Raw genomic sequence first — 22,110 nt, 5'->3', positions numbered from 1 at the left:
CGCGCTGGGCGTCGTGGTTGACGCGCACGCAGAAGATCAGTTCCGGATGTTGGACGGAAAGCAGATACGCGCTCGCGTTGTCGGCCAGGACATCACGGATGGGCCGCATTGGTCCATGTACCTTCGGCCGGATGGCGCCCTTGTCAGTTCGGAATCGGGGAGCTCCTGGGCAGGGAGTTGGAAAATTCAAAACGACAGGCTGTGCATGACCATGCCGAGCAGCACGTCGCTCGTGTGCAATGAAGTCTGGATGTCTGGAGCATACATTCGGATGCGCGCAAACAGGGATGGGGAGACCTTCGACGCAAGGGTCATGGCACATCCGGCCAAAAAATAGATGCGGGCAAGTCGCGCCCGACAGAGGAGGATGCAATGCAGAAAAAACTATCGATAGGTGTTCCGATTCTCCTAGCGCTGTTGGCCACCGTTGCTGGCGTGGAGATGACGAACTGGATGAAATACGGCGGGCCGTTTATCTCCAGCGCGCATGCGCAGACCATCGATTGGCAAAAGGTCGACGAGACGCTCGGCCGAAAGCCCGCCATCTCGGACGATGTCCACCGATACGGGTTCCCGCGCACAGACCTCGCGGTGACCTTGGATGGGGTGGCCATCAAGCCCGCGCTCGCGCTGGGCGGCTGGATTGCCTTCAAGCCGGTGCACGGCAGCGCAATGATCATGGGCGACCTTGTGCTTCTTGAGACCGAGATCAATCCAGTTATGGCGAAGATGATCGCGAGCGGGCTCGAGATCACCGCCGTGCACAACCATCTGCTTCGCGCGAGCCCCGCGACGTTCTACATGCACGTCGCCGGCCACGGTGATCCCGTCAAGCTGGCCTCGGCCATTCGCGATGCGCTGGCCGAAAGCAAGACCCCGCTGACGGTCGCGGCGCCGGCGAACCCGCCGCCCGCCGTCGACCTCGATACGGCACAGCTCGACCAGATCATCGGAGTTAAAGGCCAGGCCAACGGCGGCGTCTACCAATACAACGTGAAGCGGCGCGATCCGATCACGGAAGGCGACATGCCGTTGACCCCGGTCGGCGCAATGGGCGTCGCGATCGGGATCAATTTCCAGTCAACGGGTGCAGGCAAAGCAGCAATCACCGGCGACTTCGTGCTGACCAGCGACGAGGTCAATCCGGTCATCGTGACGTTGCGGGAGCACGGCATAGAGGTGACGGCGCTGCATAGCCACATGCTGGACGAGCAGCCGCGGCTGTTCTTCATGCACTTCTGGGCCAATGACGATGCCTCGAAATTGGCGAAAGGGCTTCGTGCCGCCCTCGATAAGACGGCCAGCATCAAGAGTTAGCAAACTTGATTGGTCCGTGCGCCAGACAGGCTGGCGCACGCGATCAGATAACTTCACGAAAGGGAAGATCGAATGCGAAATGTTGCTCTTACTCTATCGGTACTAACTGGTCTCGTTGCCGTGCCTGCTGCGGCGCAGGCTCAAACATCCTGCAAGGTTTGCGCGGAGCAGCAAAAGGCTTGCATGAAGAACTACGCCGGACCGGCCTGCAAGACCGAGTACCAGATGTGCCTCAAAGCCTGCAAGAAATGAAGGGACCGACTTGATCAGCTTACGCGAACGTAGGTTCATCGCGGTACTTGCCGGCGCCGGGAGTCTCGTCGCTCCCTGTGTCGGATCCGTTGCTGCGGAAAATCTCCGAAAATTATCGGGTGCGCAAATACGCGCCAAGTTGTCGGACAAGGAAGTGACCGATCAGGTCCACTATCGCGAAGTCTATGAACGCGACGGCACTTTCCGCAGCTATTCGATGGGGAGCAAGAAGCGAGGCAAATGGACCATTCAGGGGGATGACCTGTGCATTGATCTGCCGGAGCCCGATGGCGGCTGTTTCGAAGTGGCCGCGGCAGGAAAGAATGTGGTTCTGACACCAAAGGGACTGGGCTCCCCATATGACGGCACTATCCAGGCGATCTCCGATCCGGAGTAGGAGGCCAAGATGTCATCGCAGATCACCGAAAGAGTGCCTGAGGCGAAGACAGAGTTCTCCAATCCGGTCATTCGCTGGATCGATTATCGACTTCCGGTTTTCACGTTTCTGGATCACGAGCTGAACTCGTATCCGACACCTCGAAATCTGAACTATCTCTGGAATTTCGGATCGCTCGCGGGCATCGCGCTCCTGATCATGATCGCCACGGGTATCGTTCTGGCAATGCATTACGTGCCGACAGGTGCGGGTGCTTTCCGGTCTGTCGAGCACATCATGCGCGACGTCAATTACGGATGGCTAATCCGGTACATTCACACGACGGGCGCATCGATGTTCTTTGCCGTGGTCTACATCCACATCTTTCGTGGGCTTTATTACGGGTCTTACAAGGCGCCGCGTGAGCTGCTTTGGTGGCTCGGCGTTATCATCCTGCTGTTGATGATGGCGACTGCTTTCTTCGGCTACACCTTGCCATGGGGGCAGATGAGCTTTTGGGGCGCGACCGTTATCACGAATCTGTTTTCAGCCATTCCCGTGGTTGGAGTATCGTCACCTGGTTGTGGGGCGGGTTCACAGTGGGAGACCCGACGCTCAACCGGTTCTATGCCCTACACTATCTGTTGCCTTTCGTGATTGTCGCAGTTGCCGGGCTTCATCTTGTGGCACTGCACCGATTCGGCTCAAACAATCCGACGGGGATCGATACGAAGGATCCGGGCGACACAATCCCATTCCATCCCTATTACACGGTGAAGGACCTGCTCGGGCTTATGGTCCTCTTCCTGGTGTTCGCCTGGTTCGTGTTCTACGAACCGAACGCTCTCCTCAACTCCGATAACTACATTCCAGCGAACCCTGGGGTTACACCGCCGCACATCGTACCCGAGTGGTACCTGCTGCCGTTCTACGCAATTCTGCGATCGATCCCCAATAAGCTCGCCGGCGTTATTGCCATGCTGACATCGATCCTTGTCCTGTTCGCGTTGCCATGGTTGGACACCAGCCCCGTTCGCTCGGGCCGGTTCAGGCCTCTGTTCAAGCAGTTCTATTGGGTCCTGGTCGCGGATTGCGTGTTGCTGACCTATGCCGGCGGGCAGCCACCTGAAGGCACATGGTTGATCATGAGCCGGATCGGAGCCGCGTACTATTTCGCCCATTTCTTCATCGTTCTACCTCTTGTAGCGAGGATCGAAACCCCGCATCCACTCCCGAGCAGCATCAGCCGAGGCGTGACCAGCGACCGGTTCAGCGAGGTCCTGACGCACGTGATCACCAATAGCCGAGTTCTCTGAAGGATTTTTCGAATGACAACAACTGCCACCCCCGAGCGTAGCCGCATGGTTGAGCTTGCGCTTTACTTCTTGCGTCTCGGCTTTCTTGGCTTCGGCGGTCCGGTTGCCCTGGTGGGCCAGATGGAACGGGAGCTGGTCAACGACAAGAAGTGGCTCAGCAAGGAGCAGATGAAAGAGTCCATCGCCATCTGTCAGTCGCTGCCCGGTCCGCTGGCGATCCAGGTCGGCATCTACATCGCCTGGCTCCGTTGCGGCTTCTGGGGTGCCTGGCTCGGCGGATGGTGCTTCATTCTGCCTAATTTCGTCATCGTTGCCGCTCTTGGTGCGCTGTACGTCTATCTCGGCGATCTCCAGCCGGTCACCGCCATCTTCTACGGCGTGAGCCCAGCGGTCATCGCACTCATCCTGCACTCGTGCTACCGGTTGGCAAAACTCGGCATGGAAGACTGGCTGCAATGGGCGATTGCGGCTGTGTGTTTCGCAGTGACGATCATCCTGCAGGCTGAGGTGGCGCTGCTATTCATCGGCGCAGGTATTGTCGGCATCATCTACTATGGCAGTCTGTTCAAGCGTACACCCGCTGTCTTGCCGGTTGTGGTTGTGCCGGCCGCGGCGGCGCCAATCGCGCCAGTTGCGACTGCTTCCACGCTTAGCAAGCTCATGCTGTTCTTCCTGAAGGCCGGTTCGCTGACGTTCGGCAGTGGGCTCGTAATCGTGCCATTCCTTGAGCAGGGGCTGGTGCAGCAATATGGCTGGCTCGACGAGCGGCAATTCCTGATCGCTGTTGCCATTGGCATGATCAGTCCCGGGCCGGTCGTGATCACGGCGACCTTTGTCGGCTATCTGGTCGCGGGATTCTGGGGCTCGCTGGTTTCAACGGTCGGCATCTTCCTGCCGTCCTTCCTGTTGGTCCTCATCGTGGCCCCGATCCTGGCGCGCCACCGAGGTAACGCCAACGTGCAGGGCTTCGTGAAGGGCGCTTATGCTGCAGCGATCGGCACCATTCTGGGCGCCTGCGTACTGCTCGGAAAGATCGCGATCGGCGACTGGCTGACGGTCGCGATCGGCATCGTGTCTCTCGCCGTGCTGTTTCGCTGGAAAATCAGCAATCCCGTTCTGATCGCGGCAACGGCGGTCGTCGGCCTCATCAGCTACCCGCTGCTGCAGCCAGCGTGGGTGATGGTGAAATAGGAGCTACTAGAGGAGCGTTTTATGGCCATCCAAATCGTAATGGATCACACCGGCCATTCCCGCCATGAATTCGATGCTGACGATATTGAAGCGCTGGCCAAGGCGGAGAGGCGATTCGGAGAGTTGATCAGTGAAGGGTTTACGGCCGCGGTACGGACCGCGGAAGGCGAATCGTGGCGAGTTTTTGCTTTCGATCCCGCCGCGAAAGAAACACTTTTCTTCCGGCGTCTTAGGGGTGGATAGAACGGCGGCCGCTGTGTCTCTGATCGGCAGATGGGCAGTTCAGATTTCGCGAGTTCGAGCGCTACGGGAGCTCTATCGCAGCTTTGTCAGGGAAAATTCACCTGAGGCGAAAGGACGGACGCTCCTACGCGAATGGCTCACGTCAAGTCAGAGAAGGCAGTTTGAGGAGCAGGGGTGCTTCGACGTCGTCGGCTGCGCGACCAAAAGGCGGTACCGAGTGCAATACGGGTCCATTGCCAACGTGCAAGAAATCGATCTTGAGGGGCAATCGGGATGGTTCTTGTGCTTCGCTCCTGAAGGTTATCTCGTCCCAGGCGACGTCATGCTTGCTCAAAAAGTTGCCTTGGAGACGGATGAGCTTGGCGCGCTGGCGGTAGCGCATCGCGTTGCACCGGTGGTGAGGCGCGTTGGTCCGGCGCAGTCGTGGACCTGATCGCGGTAAGGGCAGGAGTGGCTATGTGCCGAACGTTACCCGCTATTTTGTTGGCGGTTCTCGCCGGGGTTGTTGTCGCGGAAGGGCCGATCGCGTCAGGCGCCGAAGCCCCGCCGCTGCAGCTTGAAGACACGATCCCGCTTGGCGATGTGCGCGGTCGGATCGATCACATGGCGGTTGATCTGGCCCGGCATCGCCTGTTCGTAGCGGCGCTCGGCAACGACAGCTTGGCCGTGGTCGATCTGACCTCCAAACGGCTCGATCGGCTCATCGGTGGACTGCCAGAACCCCAAGGCGTCGCTTACGACCGGGCAACTGACACGCTCTACGTTGCAAATGCGGGCGATGGGTCGGTGAGGTTCTTCAACAATGGTGATCTCTCAGCTATCGGACAGATCGAGCTTGGCAGCGACGCTGACAATATACGTATCGACCCGAAGGCAGGGCAGGTATTCGTCGGACACGGTGATGGGGCATTGGCCGTCATCGATGCTCCCACGCGTAGCAAGATCGCAGACGTGTCCTTGAAGGCCCATCCGGAGAGCTTTCAACTCGACGCAACTCGGATCTTCGTCAACGTGCCCAGTGCTGGCACCGTCGACGTCATTGATCGTATCTCACGTCAGAAGCTCGCATCTTGGCCCACGGAAGGGCGGAGCGCGAATTTCGCGATGGTGCTGGATGAAGCTCGTCAGCATCTTCTTGTAGCCTTTCGGCGCCCGGCGGAACTTGCAGTGGTGTCTATGAGCGATGGAGCTCTTGTCGGGGCAGTGCCGACCTGCGGAGATGCGGATGATGTCTTCCTCGACGCGAAACGTGATCGGATCTACGTCAGTTGCGGTGATGGCGTCGTCGACGTGCTTGCCGTGGATGGCATTACCCACCGGCAAATCGATCGCATCTCGACGGCACCTGGCGCAAGAACCTCGCTTTTTGTGCCTGAGCTTGATCGTCTGCTGGTGGCAGTTCCGGCCAAAGCGGATGGCGGAGCTGCAATCTTTGTCTTTCGACCATCACCATGAGGACGGCACTGACCATGCTTGCCGGAAATTCGATGTTTGTGCGGAGCGTCGCGGTTTCCTCAATCGCTCTCGTCAGCGGCGTGGCCTCTGGGCCTGCTTTCGCATATCGGCCATTTGACGGCACAGATGCGGCCGTCGCCGCACCGGGCGAGCTTGAGGTCGAATTGCAGCCGGCGGGCGTTCAACATGAGCAGGGTACGCGTACGCTCATAGCGCCGTGGACCGTTCTGAACTTCGGATTGAGCGAGGGATGGGAGGCGGTCTTCGAAGGGCGAGGTGAAACGCCCTCTCTTCCTTCGGCGCGACCGATCTCATGGATGCCGGCGCGTTCCTCAAACATGTCGTCGTACCTGGGAGTCTTCAAGAAAAGATCGGGCCGAGCGTGGCGACCGAATTCGGCGTGTTAACTGCCGGACAGCACGGGTGGTAGCGGTGCTGGCCTTAGTTGGGCGGGCATCGTCTCCCAGCGCTGGGATTGGGGCACGCTTCATTTCAACGTGGAAACCTTGCTGACGCGGGAACATCGCGCCGATGTGTTCGTCGGAACCATCGTCGAAGGGCCGTCGAAGTGGAAGCTGCGACCGGTCGCAGAATTCTTTTACGAGAAGGAGTTCGGCTTGGCGGAGACCGTTTCGGGGCTGGTGGGTCTAATCTGGCAGGTTAGCGACAAGCTGTCCTTCGATGTGGCGTACCGCCACGCAGCGATCAACGCTCATCCAGTTAACGAAATTCGCGCCGGGTTGACCTTCGCTGTTCCGCTTCGGTTCGAAGGCGCCCACAACCGGTGATTGACTGATGCCAAGCATGAATTGCTTGAGTGCCGGCACCGACCTGTGGCAGCTGTGCCTCACGGTGACGCGATGCCTTGTTTCGCCCTGCGCAGTCCGTTCGGCAACTGTCGATCCCCGCCGACCGCGTATGAAGCATCGGGTAGAATGATCCGGAACAAGCTTCCATCTGTCACATCTTTTGCGATTTCGATTTGGCCGCCATTCGCCTCAACCGCCCACCGAGCGATTGCGAGTCCCAGTCCGACCCCGCCCGCTTCCCTGGAGCGGCTGGTATCGACGCGATAGAACCGATCGAATATACGATCCTGGTGTGTGGCGGGAATTCCCGGTCCCGTATCTCGTACTTCGATCATTGCCCCCCTGCCGGCTGCATTCACTTCGACACTGATCGTGCCGCCATTTGGGGTGTATTTAATCGCGTTGTGTATCAGGTTCATGAGCGCATGCCGAATGAGCGCGGCGTCTCCTCTAACATGGACTCGGACGGGAGCGCGGAACCTGAGCTCTTGGTGCTTTTCGTCGGCGAGCACCCGGAGTTGATCGATGACATGTCCTACCAACGCACCGAGGTCCAAGGCTTCGGGGGTCAGCTGGACCTTTCCCGAGTCGGCGCGCGTGAGGATCAGAAGGCTCTCGACGAGCCGCGTGAGCCTGTCGACCTCCTCGAGCATGCTGCCGATGACGTCGCGATACGCAGCAGCATCAAGCGGGTTTTGCAGCGCCACCTCGCCCACGCTGCGCATCGCGGTGAGTGGGGTGCGGAGCTCGTGCGAAGCATCGGCAGTGAAACGACGCAATCGCTCGAACGCGTCTTGCAAACGGGATAGCGTGTCATTGAATACCGTCGCGAGCCGCCCAAACTCATCCTCCGCGTTATCGACCGGAAGCCGTTTGGCGAGCGATTCAGCGGTGATCTCGCGAGCCTTTTGCGCCATGGCGCCGACTGGGGAGAGTACGCGGCCAGCAAGGAAGTAACCTCCCGCGATTGCCAGGCCGGCGGCGAAGGGAATACCCGTCGCGAGGATAATTGCGAGCGTCCAGAGCGTGTCCCGCAGCGAGGTTTCATCAATAGCGGCAGCTACCCGATAGGACGATTCAGAAGCGCTCTGGACGCGATAGCGACGACCGTCTGGCGCTGTCCAAGACAGCGGCGACGTCGAACCGCCGTCTTGCAGCGCGCGCGATAGTCCTTCTCGTTCCCATGCCTCGCTCTGCTGGCCGGCGTCGCCGCCGTCCACTTGGAACAGTGTAATGCCCCAGTCGGGGGCCAAATCCCTCAGTTCGTCCGGCTCCTCGCGATAGATCTTACTGATGGTCGCGATCTCGCGACTGAGTTGTGCGTCCAAGCTGGCGTAGAGCCGAGCCTGGACAAACAGCAGAATGCCCACCGAAAACACACACACGATGAGGGTCAGCACCCCAGCATGCCAGAACGTAAGCCGCGCGCGCACGCTTGGCGGACGGATCCTCATCCCTGCCTCCCGCTCAGGAGGTACCCAAGACCGCGGACGGTGTGGAGCAGCTTTCTTTCGTAGGGTTCGTCGACCTTGCGGCGCAGCCGCGCGATCGTAACGTCAATGACGTTATCGAGTGGCGTCGCCCTGGCCGTCGCGTGCCATACGTCATGTGCAAGCATCTCCCGCGACACGACGCGGCCGCTGTGGCGCAACAGATATTCGAGCAGGTCGAACTCCTTCGTGGTCAGGTCGAGAGGCTGAGCTCCCCTGCAGACTTTATGCGTGACGAGATCCATCTCAAGATCCTCGTGCTGTAGCTTGAGGATCTGGTCCATGCGTCCACGACGAAGTAGCGCCCGGATGCGAGCAAGCAGCTCGGAGAATGCAAACGGTTTTGTGAGGTAGTCGTCAGCGCCCTGGTCGAGGCCGACAACCCGGTCCTGGACCGTGTCCTTCGCGGTGACGACCAGGATCGGCGTCTGATTACCACACCTGCGCAATGTCGCGAGGACATCGAGACCGTCTCGGCGGGGCAGCATAAGATCGAGCAACAGAAGGTCGAAAGAACGCTGGCTGGCGAGAAAGAAGCCCTCTTCTCCAGTCGGAGCGATCGTGACTTCATAGTGCTCTGCTTCAAGGCCCTCGCGTAACGCATTCGCGACCTTCGTTTCGTCCTCAATGATCAGGATACGCACGATCTGCTCCGTTAGAGAGCTGCTCTCGAGCCGCCATTATAGACCGGTTCCTTCCTGTCGCAGCCTTCCTGACAGGGATTTCAGAAACTCTTCAGTGGTGGCAGCGCTGAAGGACGACCAAGATCGAATCGCTGATCGAAGCGCTCGGAAGCGGTCTCGGGCACCGAGCCAGCGGAACCCAATCGCGACCTGAAACTCTGGACGAAATGCCGCGACCAAGACCACACAATCACTGTAGCCGACACGCGTGACGGTGCGAGAGCGGCGTCGATTCCACGGCACCTCGATTAATGGAGGAGGTACATCATGACTAGACGGCAAATGCTACTGACGTCCGCCTATGGGTTCGTCATCGTTGCTTTGGCGGTGTCGCTTCCCGGTCATCGATCAGCTCTTGCGATCGGTCCAGACCAGGAACAGGCCGAATTGGCGAACGCGTTGAGTGGCGTGAAGGTCAGCCTACAGCAGGGCTTCACGGCCAGCGAACGGGAAGGCCAGCCGATTTCCGGAAAATTCGAGATGGATGAGGGCAAACTCCAGCTCTCCGTCTATACGGCAAAAGAAGGAAAATTCTTCGAGGTGATTGTCGATCACATGACCGGGGCTATCACCAAGGTCGAGCCGATCACCGAGGGCGAGGACCTTGCCCACGCTAAATCGCAAAAGGCCGCAATGGATAGGGCGAAGGCCAAGCTGGCGGATGCTGCGACCAAGGCGAAAGGACAGGCGAAAGGAGAAGCAGGGGAGGTGCTCGTTGTGAGTGCTTTGCCGGAGCTGAAGGACGACCGTCCGGAGGCCACGATTGTTCTGCTGCAAGGAAAGAAGTTCTCAACTGCTTCGGAACGACTCGACTAGAGCTCAACGACGGCTCCAGTCCACGTGCTGACTGTCATCTTACAGGAGGATGCGATGAGAACTGCCCGAAGATGGATTAGCTTAATGCTGGCGGCCGGTGTGGTGACGATCGGCCTCGGAATTGATGGTGCCGGCTGGAGCGGCGCCGCTGTCGCGCAGAAGAGGTCCCAAGGTCGGGAATCCGTGGATAGGATCGTGGGCTCGCTGCGCGCAGTAGATACAGCCTATGCCTCAGGCAACGCAGCTGAAGCTCAAACCCGGTTCGCGGAAGCTCGTGCGGCCTGGGACACCGTGGCGCCGAGAATTTCAGCGCGTGAGGCTCGCGAGCAACAGCTGCTGTTCGATTCGCTGGACAAGCAGCTCAAGAGCGGCGCCCCAGCCACCAAGGTGAAATCGACCGTTTCCGGCATGATCGGCGAGCTCCACGAAGACATCGAGCGCGAACTGAGGTAGGAGCGATCGTGTATCGCGGGCTGATTTGGCTCGCCTTCGTCGATCTGAGAAGGGCGTGGCTGCGGTCATCGGTAGCCGCACTGGCGATCGCGCTTGCACTGATCGCAGTCACGTTCTTTCTGGGACAGATAGGTCTTCGACGGGCGGAGCTCCTAGCCGGATATGAAGCCTCTGGAGCGGCGACATTCGTTATTGAGCTCGGGAGTGTCCCTCCGGACGAAGTCACAAACCTCGCCCAGTCGCTACGTTCGGCCGCCGGCGTCGCGTCGGTCGAGGCTCCCTACAACGGGACGCAACTCGGCCTCGTGGCCGATACCTCGTTTGTGGTCTTTGAAAACGAGAAGCAGCAGGAATCTCTCGGCGCCCGGACAACTGTGCTAGGCATCGATGGGTCATTTGATCCAGTGCGCGACTATTATGTAAATTTCCACGATCTGAATCCGAATGCGCCGTCGGCGGCTCTCGGAGCCCCCTTGTTTGCGACATCTGGAACGGTGCGTCCGCCGGATCGCATTGAGGTCGTTGTCCCATCGGGAGTCACTGACTACGTCGGAATTCGACCTGGTGCCGAAGCGACCGTCGATCTGATGTATGTGAACGCAAATCCACCAATCGTTCGTCGCTTCGACAAGCTGCGTCTTATCGGCACATTCGACCTCGTCGGGCCGGATCAGGGTCGATTTGAGCCATTTTGGCGCCTTGCTGCGCGCGGTAGCGAAGTCCTCACTGTCCGCCGTCCGGACGCGCCAGAGGGCGTGGCAACCACGTTGCCCATTCTCTTGAACGAACAGTTGCTCAAGGAATTTCTCGGATTTGTCGACGAGCAACTGGCTGCTCGCGGCATACCACCACCAAAGCAGGCGGCAGCCAAAGAAATGGTCGTGCGGGCGAATTCAGTTCGCGCCGTGCCTTCGGTCGAACGCGAGGCGATATCCTTGCTCGGTCAGCGCGGTCTTAAGCAAGACTGCAGCGCTGCTAGTGAAGCCGCCTTCTGCCTGAAGGTGCCGGAGCGAAACAACTTTGAGGCGGCACTCCGAGAGCAAAGGAAACTGGAGACGGGTGGCTCGTTCTTCGTCTTTCTCCTGCTTGTATTGGTGGCAGCCGGGGCAGCCGGCCTGCAAATCCAGTGGGTCCTTGCCCGTTGGCGCGAGTTTGGAATTCTGCAAGCCGTTGGCTTTTCGCGGAGCCAAGTGCTCCTCTATTCCGCGCTGCGTCTCTACGTTGTCCTTGCCGCTGGCATACTGGTTGCGGTAGCGATGATAGCCATTCTGCCATTCGCGCGAACCGTTTCAGGGTTCACTCTTGCTGCCAGCATCGCGCTTGCTGCGGCAAGCATCGCAGCGGTGCCAGTGTTACTCTGGCCGCTCGCGCAACGCCCGGCGCAGTTGTTGCGGGTATCGGCATGATTTGGGTGAAGCTCACCTTCGGAGGTATGGGACGACGGTTTGTCGAGGCAATAGCTGCGATCATGATTCTAGCGGCCGCCAGTGCGACTGTGGCTGCGTCACTGATGGTGGTCGAAGGTGCCAGGAACGCATTAGACCGAGCCATACGCCAGGACCGCCCCGACATCATTCACGTGAAGAGCCGGTTCAATCGGGCGCTGTTCGAAACGCCGCGTAGCGGAAATCTGCCGCCCCTTACAATACCGGTTTATGAGCCGCTGATTGATCCCGCTGACCTGGAACATGCGGCGAGCAACGATCGCGTTATAAGGCGACAATCGCTTTTTCGAAACGTCGTTTCCGGTGATAGCTTTCTTAACGTTTACATCTTTGGCATCGATCCGGATCTTGAGCGGAAAGTGAGCAGCTTTGAACTCGCGCGCGGTCGATTTCTCCGCAAGGATGATCGCGCGGCCGCGGTTCTCGATCAGGCGTCGGCTCACGCGCTTGGCGTCGACATCGGCGGCACTTTCCCGATTCGTAAGGCGGATGGCGAGGATCTGCAACTTACGGTTATCGGGATCCTCGACAAACTGGACTTGCGGGGAGCACCGCCGAGATCGGCGGAGACTCCTTCGCTAAACCCTGAGGCGACCGACGTGTCGAGCGGGGCGTTCGTGAACATTCCGACAAGCGAGGATATTTTCGGTCGAGCGACGCTGACCGACGCGCTCGTCGTTGCAAGGAGCGTGTCCGATGTGCCCTCTCTTGTTGCCAAAATACAGAAAGCCTTCCGGCTTGAGCCGGGCATCTTCGTCACAGAGCGATACAGCCAGTATGAACGCAAGGTGCGCGATTTTGCCCTGACACTTGCAGTGTTCACGGCCGTGAGCGTCGCAACCGTATTGCTGGCCGGAACATTCGCCGCAAACCTCTTGCATGACATCTACGTTGATCGCAGCAAGCAATACGCCACGTTGATTGCGCTCGGTTTTTCGCCTGCAGTGGGTATTGCATCGGCTGTTGTGTTCGGGTTGGTGTTGGGCGCGGCTGGGTCTGCTATCGGTGGTCTTGTCGCAGTTCTATTTGTGCCGAGGTCCTTCGCGATACCGTCGCTAATGGCTGATCTTGGCACTACACAGCCGACGCTTGATCTGATGGTCGTTGGGTCGATCATCGCGATCGGGATCGCGGCCGTTATCGCCGGTTTTGCACCAACGGGCTTCCGTGTTCTGCGACATGCCCTGGCGACAAGCCTGTCGGAGGGACGCTCATGACCCAAGATCCATTCGTATCGGTGCGCGGGGTCTCGAAGACCTATCGAGGCGAGCGCTCCACCGTTGGCGCGTTGAGCGACGTCTCTTTCGACATTGAGCAGGGCGAGTTCGTGCGCGTCAGCGGTCCGTCCGGATCAGGCAAAACGACACTTCTGAACCTTATCGCGGGCCTTGATGGCCCGGACCAGGGGGACATTGTTGTCGCGGGGATCAATATCGGCCGCCTGTCGATGACCCAGGCCTCGAAATACCGGGCCAAGGAGGTCGGGATCATTTTTCAGTCCTATAATCTGATCCCACAGCTCACCGCTTTGGAGAACGTTCTGCTCCCGATGATTGCCTTGGGGTGGGCCAATAGCGATCGAGCCCGCGAACTGCTCGATCTTGTTGGCCTCGCCGCTCGCGGTGATCACAATCCATCTCAACTCAGCGGTGGAGAACAGCAACGAGTTGCCGTTGCCAGGGCCTTGGCGAACGATCCTGCGCTCGTCCTGGCAGACGAACCCACTGGCAACCTCGACGACCAGAGCGCAGAAAGCGTGATGGTATTGCTTACGAATGCAGTCCGTGAACGTGGCAAGACACTGCTGCTCGTTACCCACGAGCGTGACAGGGTGCAAGCGATTGACAGGTCACTCGAGCTCAGGAATGGAGTGCTCAGCTCTTACCAAATTGAGCTTTCCCAAGAGGGGGTCTCTTGAGATTGCGTCTTGTGCCGGCCCTCGCGTATTTTGGATAGTCACGGCGGGAAGGAAAGTCGTTGGGCGACGCCGTCACTGCCGAACAGCCAGTAGCCTTCCACAGCTTACGCCACTTGGCGCAATGGCCTTGCCGCTGTCGTGTATCTGATCAACGGCCCCTCGTCAGGATCATCATCATGGAAATGAATGGCAGCGCTAACCGGGATTTTGCACGGTCTGCCATATTCCTTGACGGACGCGGTCTCGACCACCTGCAAGCTCGGATTGTTGGCGAAGGCAGTCAGAGCGGCGAGTTCGGCAGTGCTCGCGCCACCCGAGCGCCACGAAGCCTCAAACACGCCGGATCGCCACTGTCCGCGCTCATCAATGCCTTGTCCGACGTCGTAGTTGCGGCGCGAGGCCAGGAAGCCGGGAAATTTGGCAGAGTTACGGTCATATATTCGCGCCTGGTTTACGGCGAGCCTGGCTTCGGCTTCCATGGGGAGACCATCAAGTGCTGACCAGTCGCCTCGAACACAGATGAGATGCGAGCCCCCGTACACCGGGACTCCGTGGTTGTTTGTAATTGTCCGCTGTGTGCCGTGATAAGCGATCGAGCGATTTCCGATGCTGGTGAAGCCGACGCTTCGGGTTATGACGTGAAGCAGGTAAGTCTCGAGCACGAGGCCATGCGAGGCAAGCTTGTCAGCAGGGAAACTCTCCAGATACGCTTCCAGTTCGGACATGCTCGCGACAGTGGTTTGCCCGTGACCGCCGTCGCCCAGTGGCTCCTTGAGGCGAACTGTCCCAAGCGCCAAAAGCCGTTCGGCGGCCCATCTCGCGTCCTCAGTGCAAAACGCCGTGTAGCCCGGAAGAACCGCACTTTGGATGCTATCCGCGAACGCAGATGACCAGCCAGAGGGGCGCGCCGCATGCGTGCCGACCAGACGATGCGTGATGGCTTTGGTCTTGACGAAGGGGTACGGCACGACCGCGCCATAGAGCTGTTGAGAAGAATGAATTCCAAGATCCTGCGCCTCAGAGAGCATCAGCGTGTCGCTGGGAACGAAGAAAAGACGGGCGGCGACATGTGCCCTGGGATCGAATTCACCCACAAATCGGTGCCCGACCAGGCGCGCAACGCTCTTCGCGACCACGGACAGGGTGACCTTCTCGTGGGTGTACATCGGGCCGCCCAGATCCGGGAAATGGATGGCGACTGCCTCCATGGCGTGCTCTTCACACCGGATGCGGCGAAGCGCAGACACCTCTGTAGGGCTAAATTTGTCGTGGGAGGGGAGCTTGGGTCGGTCCATGCGCGCAACCATCTCAACAAGTGAGCATTGGTCAGTGCTTGGACGGAACCCGTCTGACGGGGAGACTGCACATCCCCGTTCAATTAACCTAGTGATCAGGATTGGCCACCGCAAGACGCTCCAAGGGGCGCTTAACACGATGCTCACCATCAACGCGCTGAAGCGCCTGCATGTTTCGGTTTCTTTTGAGTTGGCCGATGGAGAATGTATTGCGCTGCAGGGCCCGTCGGGCGTCGGTAAGAGTTTGCTGCTCCGCGCCATTGCAGATCTTGATCCGAATGAGGGCTCCGTCGAGTTGGACGGAATGCCGCGCGAAGCTATGCCGGCCCCCGTTTGGCGAAAGAAGGTGACTTACGTTGCCGCTGAGCCCGGTTGGTGGGCGGACACCGTCCAGGAGCACTTCATCGCCTGGAATCAGGCGCTAATGCTGGTCAAAAAAATGGGGCTGCCGTCCGATTGCGGGACTTGGCCGATCCGCAGGCTCTCGACCGGCGAGAAGCAGCGGCTCGGACTTGTGCGGGCTCTTCTGCTGCAGTCGCGCGTGCTCTTGCTGGATGAGCCGACGTCGGCACTCGATCCGGCATCGACCGCCTCGGTCGAAGCGATCGTCGCAGAGCGTGTGTCAGCCGGCACAAGTGTCCTCTGGAGCACTCACAACAGTGCCCAGGCGCGGCGCGTCGGATCGCGCTTGTTCATGATGTCCAGCGGTCGGATCGAGGAGCATTTGCTTTGAGCTATATCCAGCTCGGCTACAACGACCTGATCCTGCCTGCGTTCCTCGTGGTCATGAACGGCGCACTCTCGCTTGCGCTGCATCTCAGGCTCGAATGGCAGCTTGCTGTCGCGAGCGCGCGAATGGTCGCTCAGCTTGTACTCGTCGGTTATGTGCTGACCTTCTTGTTTGCTGCCGTGTCGCCACTCTGGACTGCACTCGCCGCCTTCATCATGGTCTTGTTTGCGTCGCGCGAGATCGTTGTTCGTCAGAAGCGACGCTTGCTGGGTATTTGGACCTACGGCTTGGGTGCGGGGTGCACGTTGCTCGCTGCCGGTACGGTCACGATGTTTTCGCTTCTCACGCAGCTGCGTCCCGAGCCCTGGTATCATCCGCGCTACGCGCTGCCGCTGTTGGGAATGATCCTCGGCAACACCATGACCGGGGTGAGCCTGGGCCTGGACGTGCTCGTCAACGGTGCGATGCGCGAACGGGCTGCGGTCGAATCCTGCCTTGCGCTGGGAGGCACGCGCTACCAGGCACTTCTCCCCGTGATCCGGGATGCGCTGCGAAGCGGTTTTATGCCGACCATCAACGGCATGGCGGCGATTGGTCTTGTCTCTCTGCCGGGGATGATGACCGGCCAGATCCTTGCGGGCGTTGAGCCGGTCGACGCTGTCAAATATCAATTGCTCATCATGTTCCTGATTGCGGGCGGCACGGGCCTCGGAACGCTTGCGGCAGTCCTCGGGGGCGGACGTCTGCTGACTGATCATCGGCATCGATTGCGTCTCGACCGGATCGCGAGCGAAAAATAGTCAGAGTCACCGCAAATCAAGGAAATTGCGCAGCAGGTTCGGGACGCACTGTTTGCGCTCGATGTGATCAGCCAGGCAGACGCTCTGGCTTATGAGCACCGGCCCTGCGCCGCTGCGGCGGAGCTTTTTTTGCGTTCTGCGGTCGCGCGCTTGACCCGCTCGCGGTGGCATTCCTTGCAGACCGTCATCGTTGCGTCCTGGAGCTGGGCGCAATACGTCGCGGGCATGATCTCATGGGTCTACGCCCACAATGCGCTGATGTCGCTCGGCTATCGCGACCCCGCGCTCACCATCGAGCTTCTCGAATTGGACAAGGCGCGTAACCACGCATGCGCACGGGGCTCTCTTTTTCGGAAGTGCCCCCCGGCCTCTTTGAACGTGTCCGCTCTGCCCTCAATAGCGGCGTCAAAGCGCACATCGCATGAGGTCGCAGATGGGAAGCAAAGGGACCTACAGGACCGATCTCGGTTCAGACCGGACGTGAGGCATCAGCCTAGGTTGTGACTTCGTTTGAGCGGATGGCCCTCGGCCTTCGTGCGCTTCGTCGGCAAAAGGCGATCGGCTGATGCATCCTCGTTCGTCCGCCAGTTCACGACGGCCAGCGCCATCGTGGACCGGAGAGGCGCCGGATTACTTGTTCTTGTCGCCGATGTGGTGAGGTGTCGAAGTGCTCGGCCCGCCGAGGAAGCTCAAGGAACGAACGTTTAATGGCGGTGGTTGCGGGCTGGTGCCCTTGATCTGCCTCAACAATGATGGCAACGGCGCCTCTATGCTCCGAACAACTACAAGGAGCGCGCCAATGTCGGTGCAGGACCATTCCGATTATCGAGAGCGACCTCAAGAGGGCATGTCCACCAAAGCCAAGGCCGGCTTGGTCTTGATGGGATTTCTGGTCATCGCCGGCGCGCTCTTGTTCACTGAGCACAGGGCCCACGTGCTCGGATTGCTGATCTGGCTGCCGCTCCTCGCCTGTCCGCTGATGCACTTCTTCATGCATGGAGGACACGGGCACCATCACGGCGGCGGAGCCGAACGGAGGAATCCATGAGCGATGCAGCGCCTGCTTACGGGCTCTGGAGCCTCGTCGTCGTCAATTCCGTCGTCTTCATCCTATTCGCCTACAGCTTCTTCAAGCCGCAGACCTCCCGCGACTGGCGCTCCTTCGGCGCCTTCAGCGCCTTCCTTGTCGCGCTGTTCGTGGAGATGTACGGCTTCCCGCTCACCATCTACTTCCTTTCCGGCTGGCTGCAGTCGCACTATCCAAACGTCGACTGGTTCTCCCATGACGCCGGCCACCTGCTCGAGATGATGTTCGGCTGGAAGACCAACCCGCATGCAGGTCCCTTCCACATTCTGAGCTTCATCTTCATCGCCGCCGGTTTCATCCTGATCTCTGCCGCCTGGAGGGTGCTGTACGACGCGCAGCAGACCCGCAGCTTGGCGACTACCGGCCCCTACAGCTATGTCCGGCACCCGCAATACGTCGGCTTCGTCCTGGTGATGTTCGGCTTCCTGCTGCAGTGGCCGACCATTCTCACACTGGCGATGTTTCCCGTGCTGACCATCATGTACGTGAAGCTGGCGCGCGATGAAGAGCGGGATGCCCGGACCGAGTTCGGCGAGGCCTATGCGAAGTACGCCCAGGAAGTGCCTGGCTTCATACCGCGCCTGAGCCGAATTCTCGGGCAGGGCTCGACCGGCAGCAGCTATCGTCACGGCTGATCTGGGCGGCCACGGTGCGTGACACTCGGGACCGCTGGCATCTATCCTCGATGCTCCTGGCGGCTTCTGGCATTCTGTTGGTCGGTGTCGGCACCTACTTCCTTTTCCTCCGGCCGCCATTGCTGCCGGAGGACATCCGGTACATGAGCCTCACCCAGGCCGAATTGCAGTCGATCGGGCCCAGACTGACATCGTGGCTCACCCACGTATTTCGCGTCATGGGCGGCTACGTGGCGGCTACGGGAGTGCTCGCGCTCAGCCTGGCCGTGACGAGCTTCCGTGACCATCGGGGCCTGGCTGCGGCCGGCGCCGGGCTTGCCGGCGGCCTCTCGATAGGGTTGATGGCCGCCGTCAACTTCATGATCCATTCGGATTTCAAGTGGGTCCTGCTCGGTATGGCGCTCGTCTGGCTTGCGAGCATTGCAATGTTCGTCCGTGAATCCGCGGTTACTCCGAAGGCCGCGGTCGAGCCGGGCGCGAGAACCTGACCTACGTCAATACCGGAACGGCGGATCCGGCCGACAATCGCGTCCCGAAAGGGCAGCCATGAGCGCAGCCGTGTTCACAGCAAAGGGACTGACGAAGACCTACGTCTCCGGCGAGGTGACGGTGCGTGCCCTCAACAACGTGGACCTCGAAATCGCCGAGAAGGAAGTGGTCGTGCTGCTCGGCCCCTCCGGAAGCGGCAAGACGACGTTGCTCAACATCATGGGCGGCCTCGACCGGCCGACCACCGGCAGGCTGTTTTTCCGAGATCTGGAGCTGACGGATCTTGGGGACCGCGAACTGACGAAGTACCGGCGCGACCACGTCGGCTTCGTCTTCCAATTCTACAACCTGGTGCCGAGCCTCACTGCGTACGAAAACGTCGCGCTGGTCACCGAGGTCGCCAAGAACCCGATGCGGCCCGCTGACGCCCTCGCACTCGTCGGGCTCGAACAGCGGATGCATCACTTCCCCGCCCAACTATCGGGCGGCGAGCAGCAGCGCGTGGCCATAGCCCGCGCGATCGCGAAGCGACCGGCGGTTCTGCTGTGCGACGAGCCGACCGGGGCACTGGATTCGAAGACCGGCATTCGCGTCATCGAGGCGCTGCTCGGGGTGAACCGGCGGCTCGACACCACGACGGTCATCATCACGCACAACGCCAGCATCCAGGAGGTCGCCGACCGGGTGCTGTTCTTCGCCGACGGCCGGATCTCCAGGATCCAGAAGAACGAGACCCGGCGGGAAGCGGCCGAGCTCACTTGGTGACGGCATGACAGCGCTCGACATCAAACTGTTTCGGGACGTCAGGCGGCTCTGGGCTCAGGTCCTCGCCGTCGCGTTGGTCGTCGGAGGAGGCGTCGCGACCTTGGTACTCGCCGTCGGATCGCATCGCTCCCTGGAAGAGACGCGGATCGCATACTATGAACGTTATGGCTTCGGCGACGTGTTCGCTCAGGCGAAGCGGGCACCAAATGCGCTCGCCGACAGGATAGGCGAGATCCCCGGCGTCGCCGCCGTCAACACCCGTATCGCCAAGCTGGCGCTGCTGGATATTCCCAGCTTCTCCGAGCCCGCCAGCGGGCAGTTCGTTTCGCTGCCCGACAACGGCGAGCCGCATCTCAATCGGCTCTACATGCGTTCCGGACGCCTTCCGGAGGCCGGGCGGACGGAAGAGGTCGTCGTCAACGAGCCGTTTGCCCGAGCCCACGGTTTCTCGGAAGGGGCGCGGTTCTCCGCCATCCTGAACGGAAAGAAGCGCGAGCTCGTCATCGTCGGCACGGCGCTGTCGCCCGAGTTCGTCTACACCGTCGGCCCCGGCGACCTGATGCCGGATGATCGCCGCTACGCCATCGTCTGGATGTCGGAAAAGGCGCTCGCCAGCGTCTACGATCTCGACGGCGCCTTCTCGGCGGTGTCGGTCAAGCTGCAGCCCAATGCTTCGGAGCGCGAGGTGATCGCGCGGCTCGACGCGTTGCTCGATCCCTACGGCGGGCAGGCGGCCCATGGCCGGAAAGACCAGACCTCGCACGCCTGGCTCGATCATGAGCTCGATATGCTCAACAACATGAGCCGCACGCTGCCGCCGATCTTTCTGCTGGTGGCCGCGTTCCTGGTCAACCTCACCCTGACCCGACTGGTCGCGCTCGAGCGCGAGCAGATTGGCCTCCTGAAGGCGCTGGGCTATTCTGATGGCAGCATCGTGCTTCACTACTTCAAGTTCGTGGCGCTGATCGTCGTGGTCGGAATCGTCCTGGGCGGCGTCGCCGGCACTTGGCTCGGATTGCGCGTCACCGCGCTGTTCGGTGACTTTTTCCACTTCCCGTTCCTGGTGTTCGCGAAGGCGCCGGACCTGTACGTCACCGCAGGCGCGCTCAGCGCGGCCGCCGCCGCGATGGGCGCGCTGCGGGCGCTACGCGAAGTGGTGAAGCTGCCGCCAGCCGTCGCTATGCAACCGCCGGCCCCCCCGGTCTATCGGCGGCTGCTGCCGGCGAGCATCCAGCTCGACCAGATCGTGTCGCAGCCGACGCTCATGATGATCCGCAACATCGCGCGACACCCGGTCCGGGCTGCGTTCACGGCGCTCGGGATGGCGCTGGCCACAGCGATCCTCGTCGTCTCGCTGTTCACGCGGGACAGTATGGAGCAGCTGATCGACGTAACCTACTTCCTCGCCGACCGGCAGGACGCGACCATCGGCTTTTCCGAGAAGCGGATCGAGAATGTGGTGGAGCAGGTGAACCGGCTTCCGGGCGTTCTCGCCACCGAGCCGTTCCGCGAGGTGCCCGTCCGGATCCGTCATGGCAACGTCGAACGGCGGATCACGATCAGCGGCCGGCCCGCCGATACCGATCTCAGGCGCATCATCGATGCCGACCTCCGGCCGGTCGCGCTTCCTGAAACGGGCCTCGCGATCTCCAGCATGCTCGGTCAGATACTCGGGGTGGGGGCCGGCGATGACGTCGAGCTCGATCTGCTGGAGGGAGCCCGTCGCACCGTGACGATGCCGATCGTGGCCACTGTCGAGGACTACTTCGGCATCAGGGGAATGATGGACATCGAGTCGCTCCGGAAGCTGATGCGCGAGGCGCCCGTCGTGAACAGCGTGAACCTCAGCCTCGACGAGAACCGGAAGGAGGACTTCTACGCGGCGGTGAAGTCCATGCCGACGGTCGGCGGCGTGGCGCTGCAGCGCGTGTCCCTGGCGAACTTCCGCAAGACCGTCGCACTGCTCGTCACCACGATGGCGAGCATCTATACCGGGCTCGCCGCCGTGATCGCGTTCGGTGTCGTCTACAACAACGCCCGGATTTCGCTCTCCGAACGCGCCCGGGAATTGGCCAGTCTGCGCGTGCTGGGCTTCACGCGCGGCGAGGTGCTGCGCATCCTCCTGCTTGAACTGGCTATCCTCACCCTGATCGCCCAGCCGCCCGGCTGGATCATGGGTTACGGGCTCGCGTGGGTCATGAAGACGAACCTGGCCGGCGAACTGATGCGCGTCCGTCTCGTCGTCGAACATTCGACCTATATGATCGCCACCTCCGTCGTGGTGCTGGCGGCCATCGCCTCCGCAGCCGTTATCCGCGAACGCATCGACAAACTGGACCTCGTCGCGGTCCTTAAGACGCGAGACTAGCCATGCCGGCAAAGTGGACCAAACGTATCATCGGTGCTGCGGCCCTGGCCGCGATCGCGGGAGGACTGGCCTGGTTCGCCTGGCCCCGGCCGGTACTGGTGGACCTCGCCACCGTCTCGAAAGGGCCGATCGAAGTCACGGCAGATGACGACGGCAAGACGCTGTCTCTTATACACA

At 60.5% G+C, this 22,110-nt stretch carries 23 protein-coding genes and 1 pseudogene; 20 read left to right on the top strand and 4 right to left on the bottom strand.

Features of this window, described 5'->3' with window-relative positions; translation table 11 throughout:
* Positions 1 to 186: 186 nt before the first annotated feature.
* Positions 187 to 315 carry a hypothetical protein gene (locus Q2941_RS01420; protein ID WP_458191347.1) on the bottom strand — a complete coding sequence of 43 codons (129 nt, stop codon included), beginning with the start codon at positions 313 to 315 and terminating at the stop codon, positions 187 to 189.
* 126 nt (positions 316 to 441) lie between these two features.
* On the opposite strand from Q2941_RS01420, the gene Q2941_RS01415 reads away from it, so the two are divergent.
* From Q2941_RS01415 to Q2941_RS01380, 8 genes and pseudogenes are all read left to right on the top strand, one after another.
* A complete protein-coding gene (locus Q2941_RS01415; protein ID WP_458191565.1) occupies positions 442 to 1,317 on the top strand; it encodes a DUF1259 domain-containing protein in 876 nt (291 codons plus the stop codon).
* A gap of 262 nt (positions 1,318 to 1,579) precedes the next feature.
* On the top strand, positions 1,580 to 1,966 hold the full coding sequence (locus Q2941_RS01410; RefSeq protein WP_458191346.1) for a hypothetical protein: 387 nt from the start codon (positions 1,580 to 1,582) through the stop codon (positions 1,964 to 1,966).
* 9 nt (positions 1,967 to 1,975) lie between these two features.
* A pseudogene (locus Q2941_RS01405) lies at positions 1,976 to 3,201 on the top strand (cytochrome b); the annotation flags it as partial.
* 72 nt (positions 3,202 to 3,273) lie between these two features.
* Positions 3,274 to 4,452 carry a chromate efflux transporter gene (chrA, locus tag Q2941_RS01400; RefSeq protein WP_458191345.1) on the top strand — a complete coding sequence of 393 codons (1,179 nt, stop codon included), beginning with the start codon at positions 3,274 to 3,276 and terminating at the stop codon, positions 4,450 to 4,452.
* 21 nt (positions 4,453 to 4,473) lie between these two features.
* Positions 4,474 to 4,695: a hypothetical protein gene (locus tag Q2941_RS01395; RefSeq protein WP_458191344.1), complete on the top strand. Its 222-nt coding sequence runs from the start codon at positions 4,474 to 4,476 to the stop codon at positions 4,693 to 4,695.
* A 13-nt stretch (positions 4,696 to 4,708) separates the two neighbouring features.
* Positions 4,709 to 5,128, top strand: a complete 420-nt coding sequence (locus Q2941_RS01390; protein ID WP_458191343.1) for a hypothetical protein — start codon at positions 4,709 to 4,711, stop codon at positions 5,126 to 5,128.
* A complete protein-coding gene (locus Q2941_RS01385; protein WP_458191342.1) occupies positions 5,119 to 6,150 on the top strand; it encodes a YncE family protein in 1,032 nt (343 codons plus the stop codon). Before Q2941_RS01390 ends, Q2941_RS01385 begins: the two co-directional genes overlap by 10 nt.
* 497 nt (positions 6,151 to 6,647) lie before the next feature.
* Entirely contained in the window at positions 6,648 to 6,938 is a 291-nt protein-coding gene (locus Q2941_RS01380) for a hypothetical protein (RefSeq protein ID WP_458191341.1), read from the top strand.
* Between the two features lie 59 nt (positions 6,939 to 6,997).
* Here Q2941_RS01380 and Q2941_RS01375 read toward each other — a convergent pair whose 3' ends face one another.
* Positions 6,998 to 8,413, bottom strand: coding sequence for a sensor histidine kinase (locus tag Q2941_RS01375; protein ID WP_458191340.1), 1,416 nt, complete (start codon positions 8,411 to 8,413; stop codon positions 6,998 to 7,000).
* Positions 8,410 to 9,093, bottom strand: a complete 684-nt coding sequence (locus Q2941_RS01370; protein ID WP_458191339.1) for a response regulator — start codon at positions 9,091 to 9,093, stop codon at positions 8,410 to 8,412. Before Q2941_RS01370 ends, Q2941_RS01375 begins: the two co-directional genes overlap by 4 nt.
* Before the next feature lie 306 nt (positions 9,094 to 9,399).
* On the opposite strand from Q2941_RS01370, the gene Q2941_RS01365 reads away from it, so the two are divergent.
* From Q2941_RS01365 to Q2941_RS01345, 5 genes are all read left to right on the top strand, one after another.
* Complete coding sequence (locus Q2941_RS01365) at positions 9,400 to 9,948, top strand: hypothetical protein (protein WP_458191338.1); 549 nt, start codon at positions 9,400 to 9,402, stop codon at positions 9,946 to 9,948.
* 84 nt (positions 9,949 to 10,032) lie between these two features.
* A complete protein-coding gene (locus Q2941_RS01360) occupies positions 10,033 to 10,401 on the top strand; it encodes a hypothetical protein (protein WP_458191337.1) in 369 nt (122 codons plus the stop codon).
* Positions 10,402 to 10,409: 8 nt separating this feature from the next.
* A complete protein-coding gene (locus Q2941_RS01355) occupies positions 10,410 to 11,807 on the top strand; it encodes a hypothetical protein (protein ID WP_458191336.1) in 1,398 nt (465 codons plus the stop codon).
* Between the two features lie 5 nt (positions 11,808 to 11,812).
* Positions 11,813 to 13,063 carry an ABC transporter permease gene (locus Q2941_RS01350; RefSeq protein ID WP_458191335.1) on the top strand — a complete coding sequence of 417 codons (1,251 nt, stop codon included), beginning with the start codon at positions 11,813 to 11,815 and terminating at the stop codon, positions 13,061 to 13,063.
* Positions 13,060 to 13,764: an ABC transporter ATP-binding protein gene (locus Q2941_RS01345; protein WP_458191334.1), complete on the top strand. Its 705-nt coding sequence runs from the start codon at positions 13,060 to 13,062 to the stop codon at positions 13,762 to 13,764. The genes Q2941_RS01350 and Q2941_RS01345 overlap by 4 nt, the downstream gene beginning before the upstream one ends.
* 104 nt (positions 13,765 to 13,868) lie before the next feature.
* Here the strand turns inward: Q2941_RS01345 and Q2941_RS01340 are convergent, their stop codons facing one another.
* Positions 13,869 to 14,972 carry a DUF3182 family protein gene (locus Q2941_RS01340; RefSeq protein ID WP_458191333.1) on the bottom strand — a complete coding sequence of 368 codons (1,104 nt, stop codon included), beginning with the start codon at positions 14,970 to 14,972 and terminating at the stop codon, positions 13,869 to 13,871.
* Between the two features lie 226 nt (positions 14,973 to 15,198).
* Between Q2941_RS01340 and Q2941_RS01335 the strand changes: the two genes are divergently transcribed.
* From Q2941_RS01335 to Q2941_RS01305, 7 genes are all read left to right on the top strand, one after another.
* Positions 15,199 to 15,792: an ABC transporter ATP-binding protein gene (locus Q2941_RS01335; RefSeq protein WP_458191564.1), complete on the top strand. Its 594-nt coding sequence runs from the start codon at positions 15,199 to 15,201 to the stop codon at positions 15,790 to 15,792.
* Positions 15,789 to 16,589 (top strand): ABC transporter permease, encoded by an 801-nt coding sequence (locus Q2941_RS01330; RefSeq protein ID WP_458191332.1) that lies wholly within the window; start codon positions 15,789 to 15,791, stop codon positions 16,587 to 16,589. The genes Q2941_RS01335 and Q2941_RS01330 overlap by 4 nt, the downstream gene beginning before the upstream one ends.
* A 799-nt stretch (positions 16,590 to 17,388) precedes the next feature.
* Positions 17,389 to 17,637 carry a DUF2933 domain-containing protein gene (locus Q2941_RS01325; RefSeq protein WP_458191331.1) on the top strand — a complete coding sequence of 83 codons (249 nt, stop codon included), beginning with the start codon at positions 17,389 to 17,391 and terminating at the stop codon, positions 17,635 to 17,637.
* Positions 17,634 to 18,311 carry a methyltransferase family protein gene (locus tag Q2941_RS01320; RefSeq protein WP_458191330.1) on the top strand — a complete coding sequence of 226 codons (678 nt, stop codon included), beginning with the start codon at positions 17,634 to 17,636 and terminating at the stop codon, positions 18,309 to 18,311. The genes Q2941_RS01325 and Q2941_RS01320 overlap by 4 nt, the downstream gene beginning before the upstream one ends.
* Positions 18,312 to 18,325: 14 nt before the next feature.
* A complete protein-coding gene (locus Q2941_RS01315; RefSeq protein ID WP_458191329.1) occupies positions 18,326 to 18,799 on the top strand; it encodes a hypothetical protein in 474 nt (157 codons plus the stop codon).
* 58 nt (positions 18,800 to 18,857) lie between these two features.
* The gene (locus Q2941_RS01310; protein ID WP_458191328.1) at positions 18,858 to 19,565 is read left to right on the top strand and encodes an ABC transporter ATP-binding protein; all 708 of its coding nucleotides are present in this window, start codon (positions 18,858 to 18,860) and stop codon (positions 19,563 to 19,565) included.
* Positions 19,566 to 19,569: 4 nt separating this feature from the next.
* Complete coding sequence (locus Q2941_RS01305) at positions 19,570 to 21,933, top strand: ABC transporter permease (protein WP_458191327.1); 2,364 nt, start codon at positions 19,570 to 19,572, stop codon at positions 21,931 to 21,933.
* Positions 21,934 to 22,110: the final 177 nt, after the last annotated feature.

The sequence above is a fragment of the Bradyrhizobium sp. UFLA05-153 genome (assembly GCF_054185185.1).
This window is presented reverse-complemented; position numbering and strand designations above follow the sequence as displayed.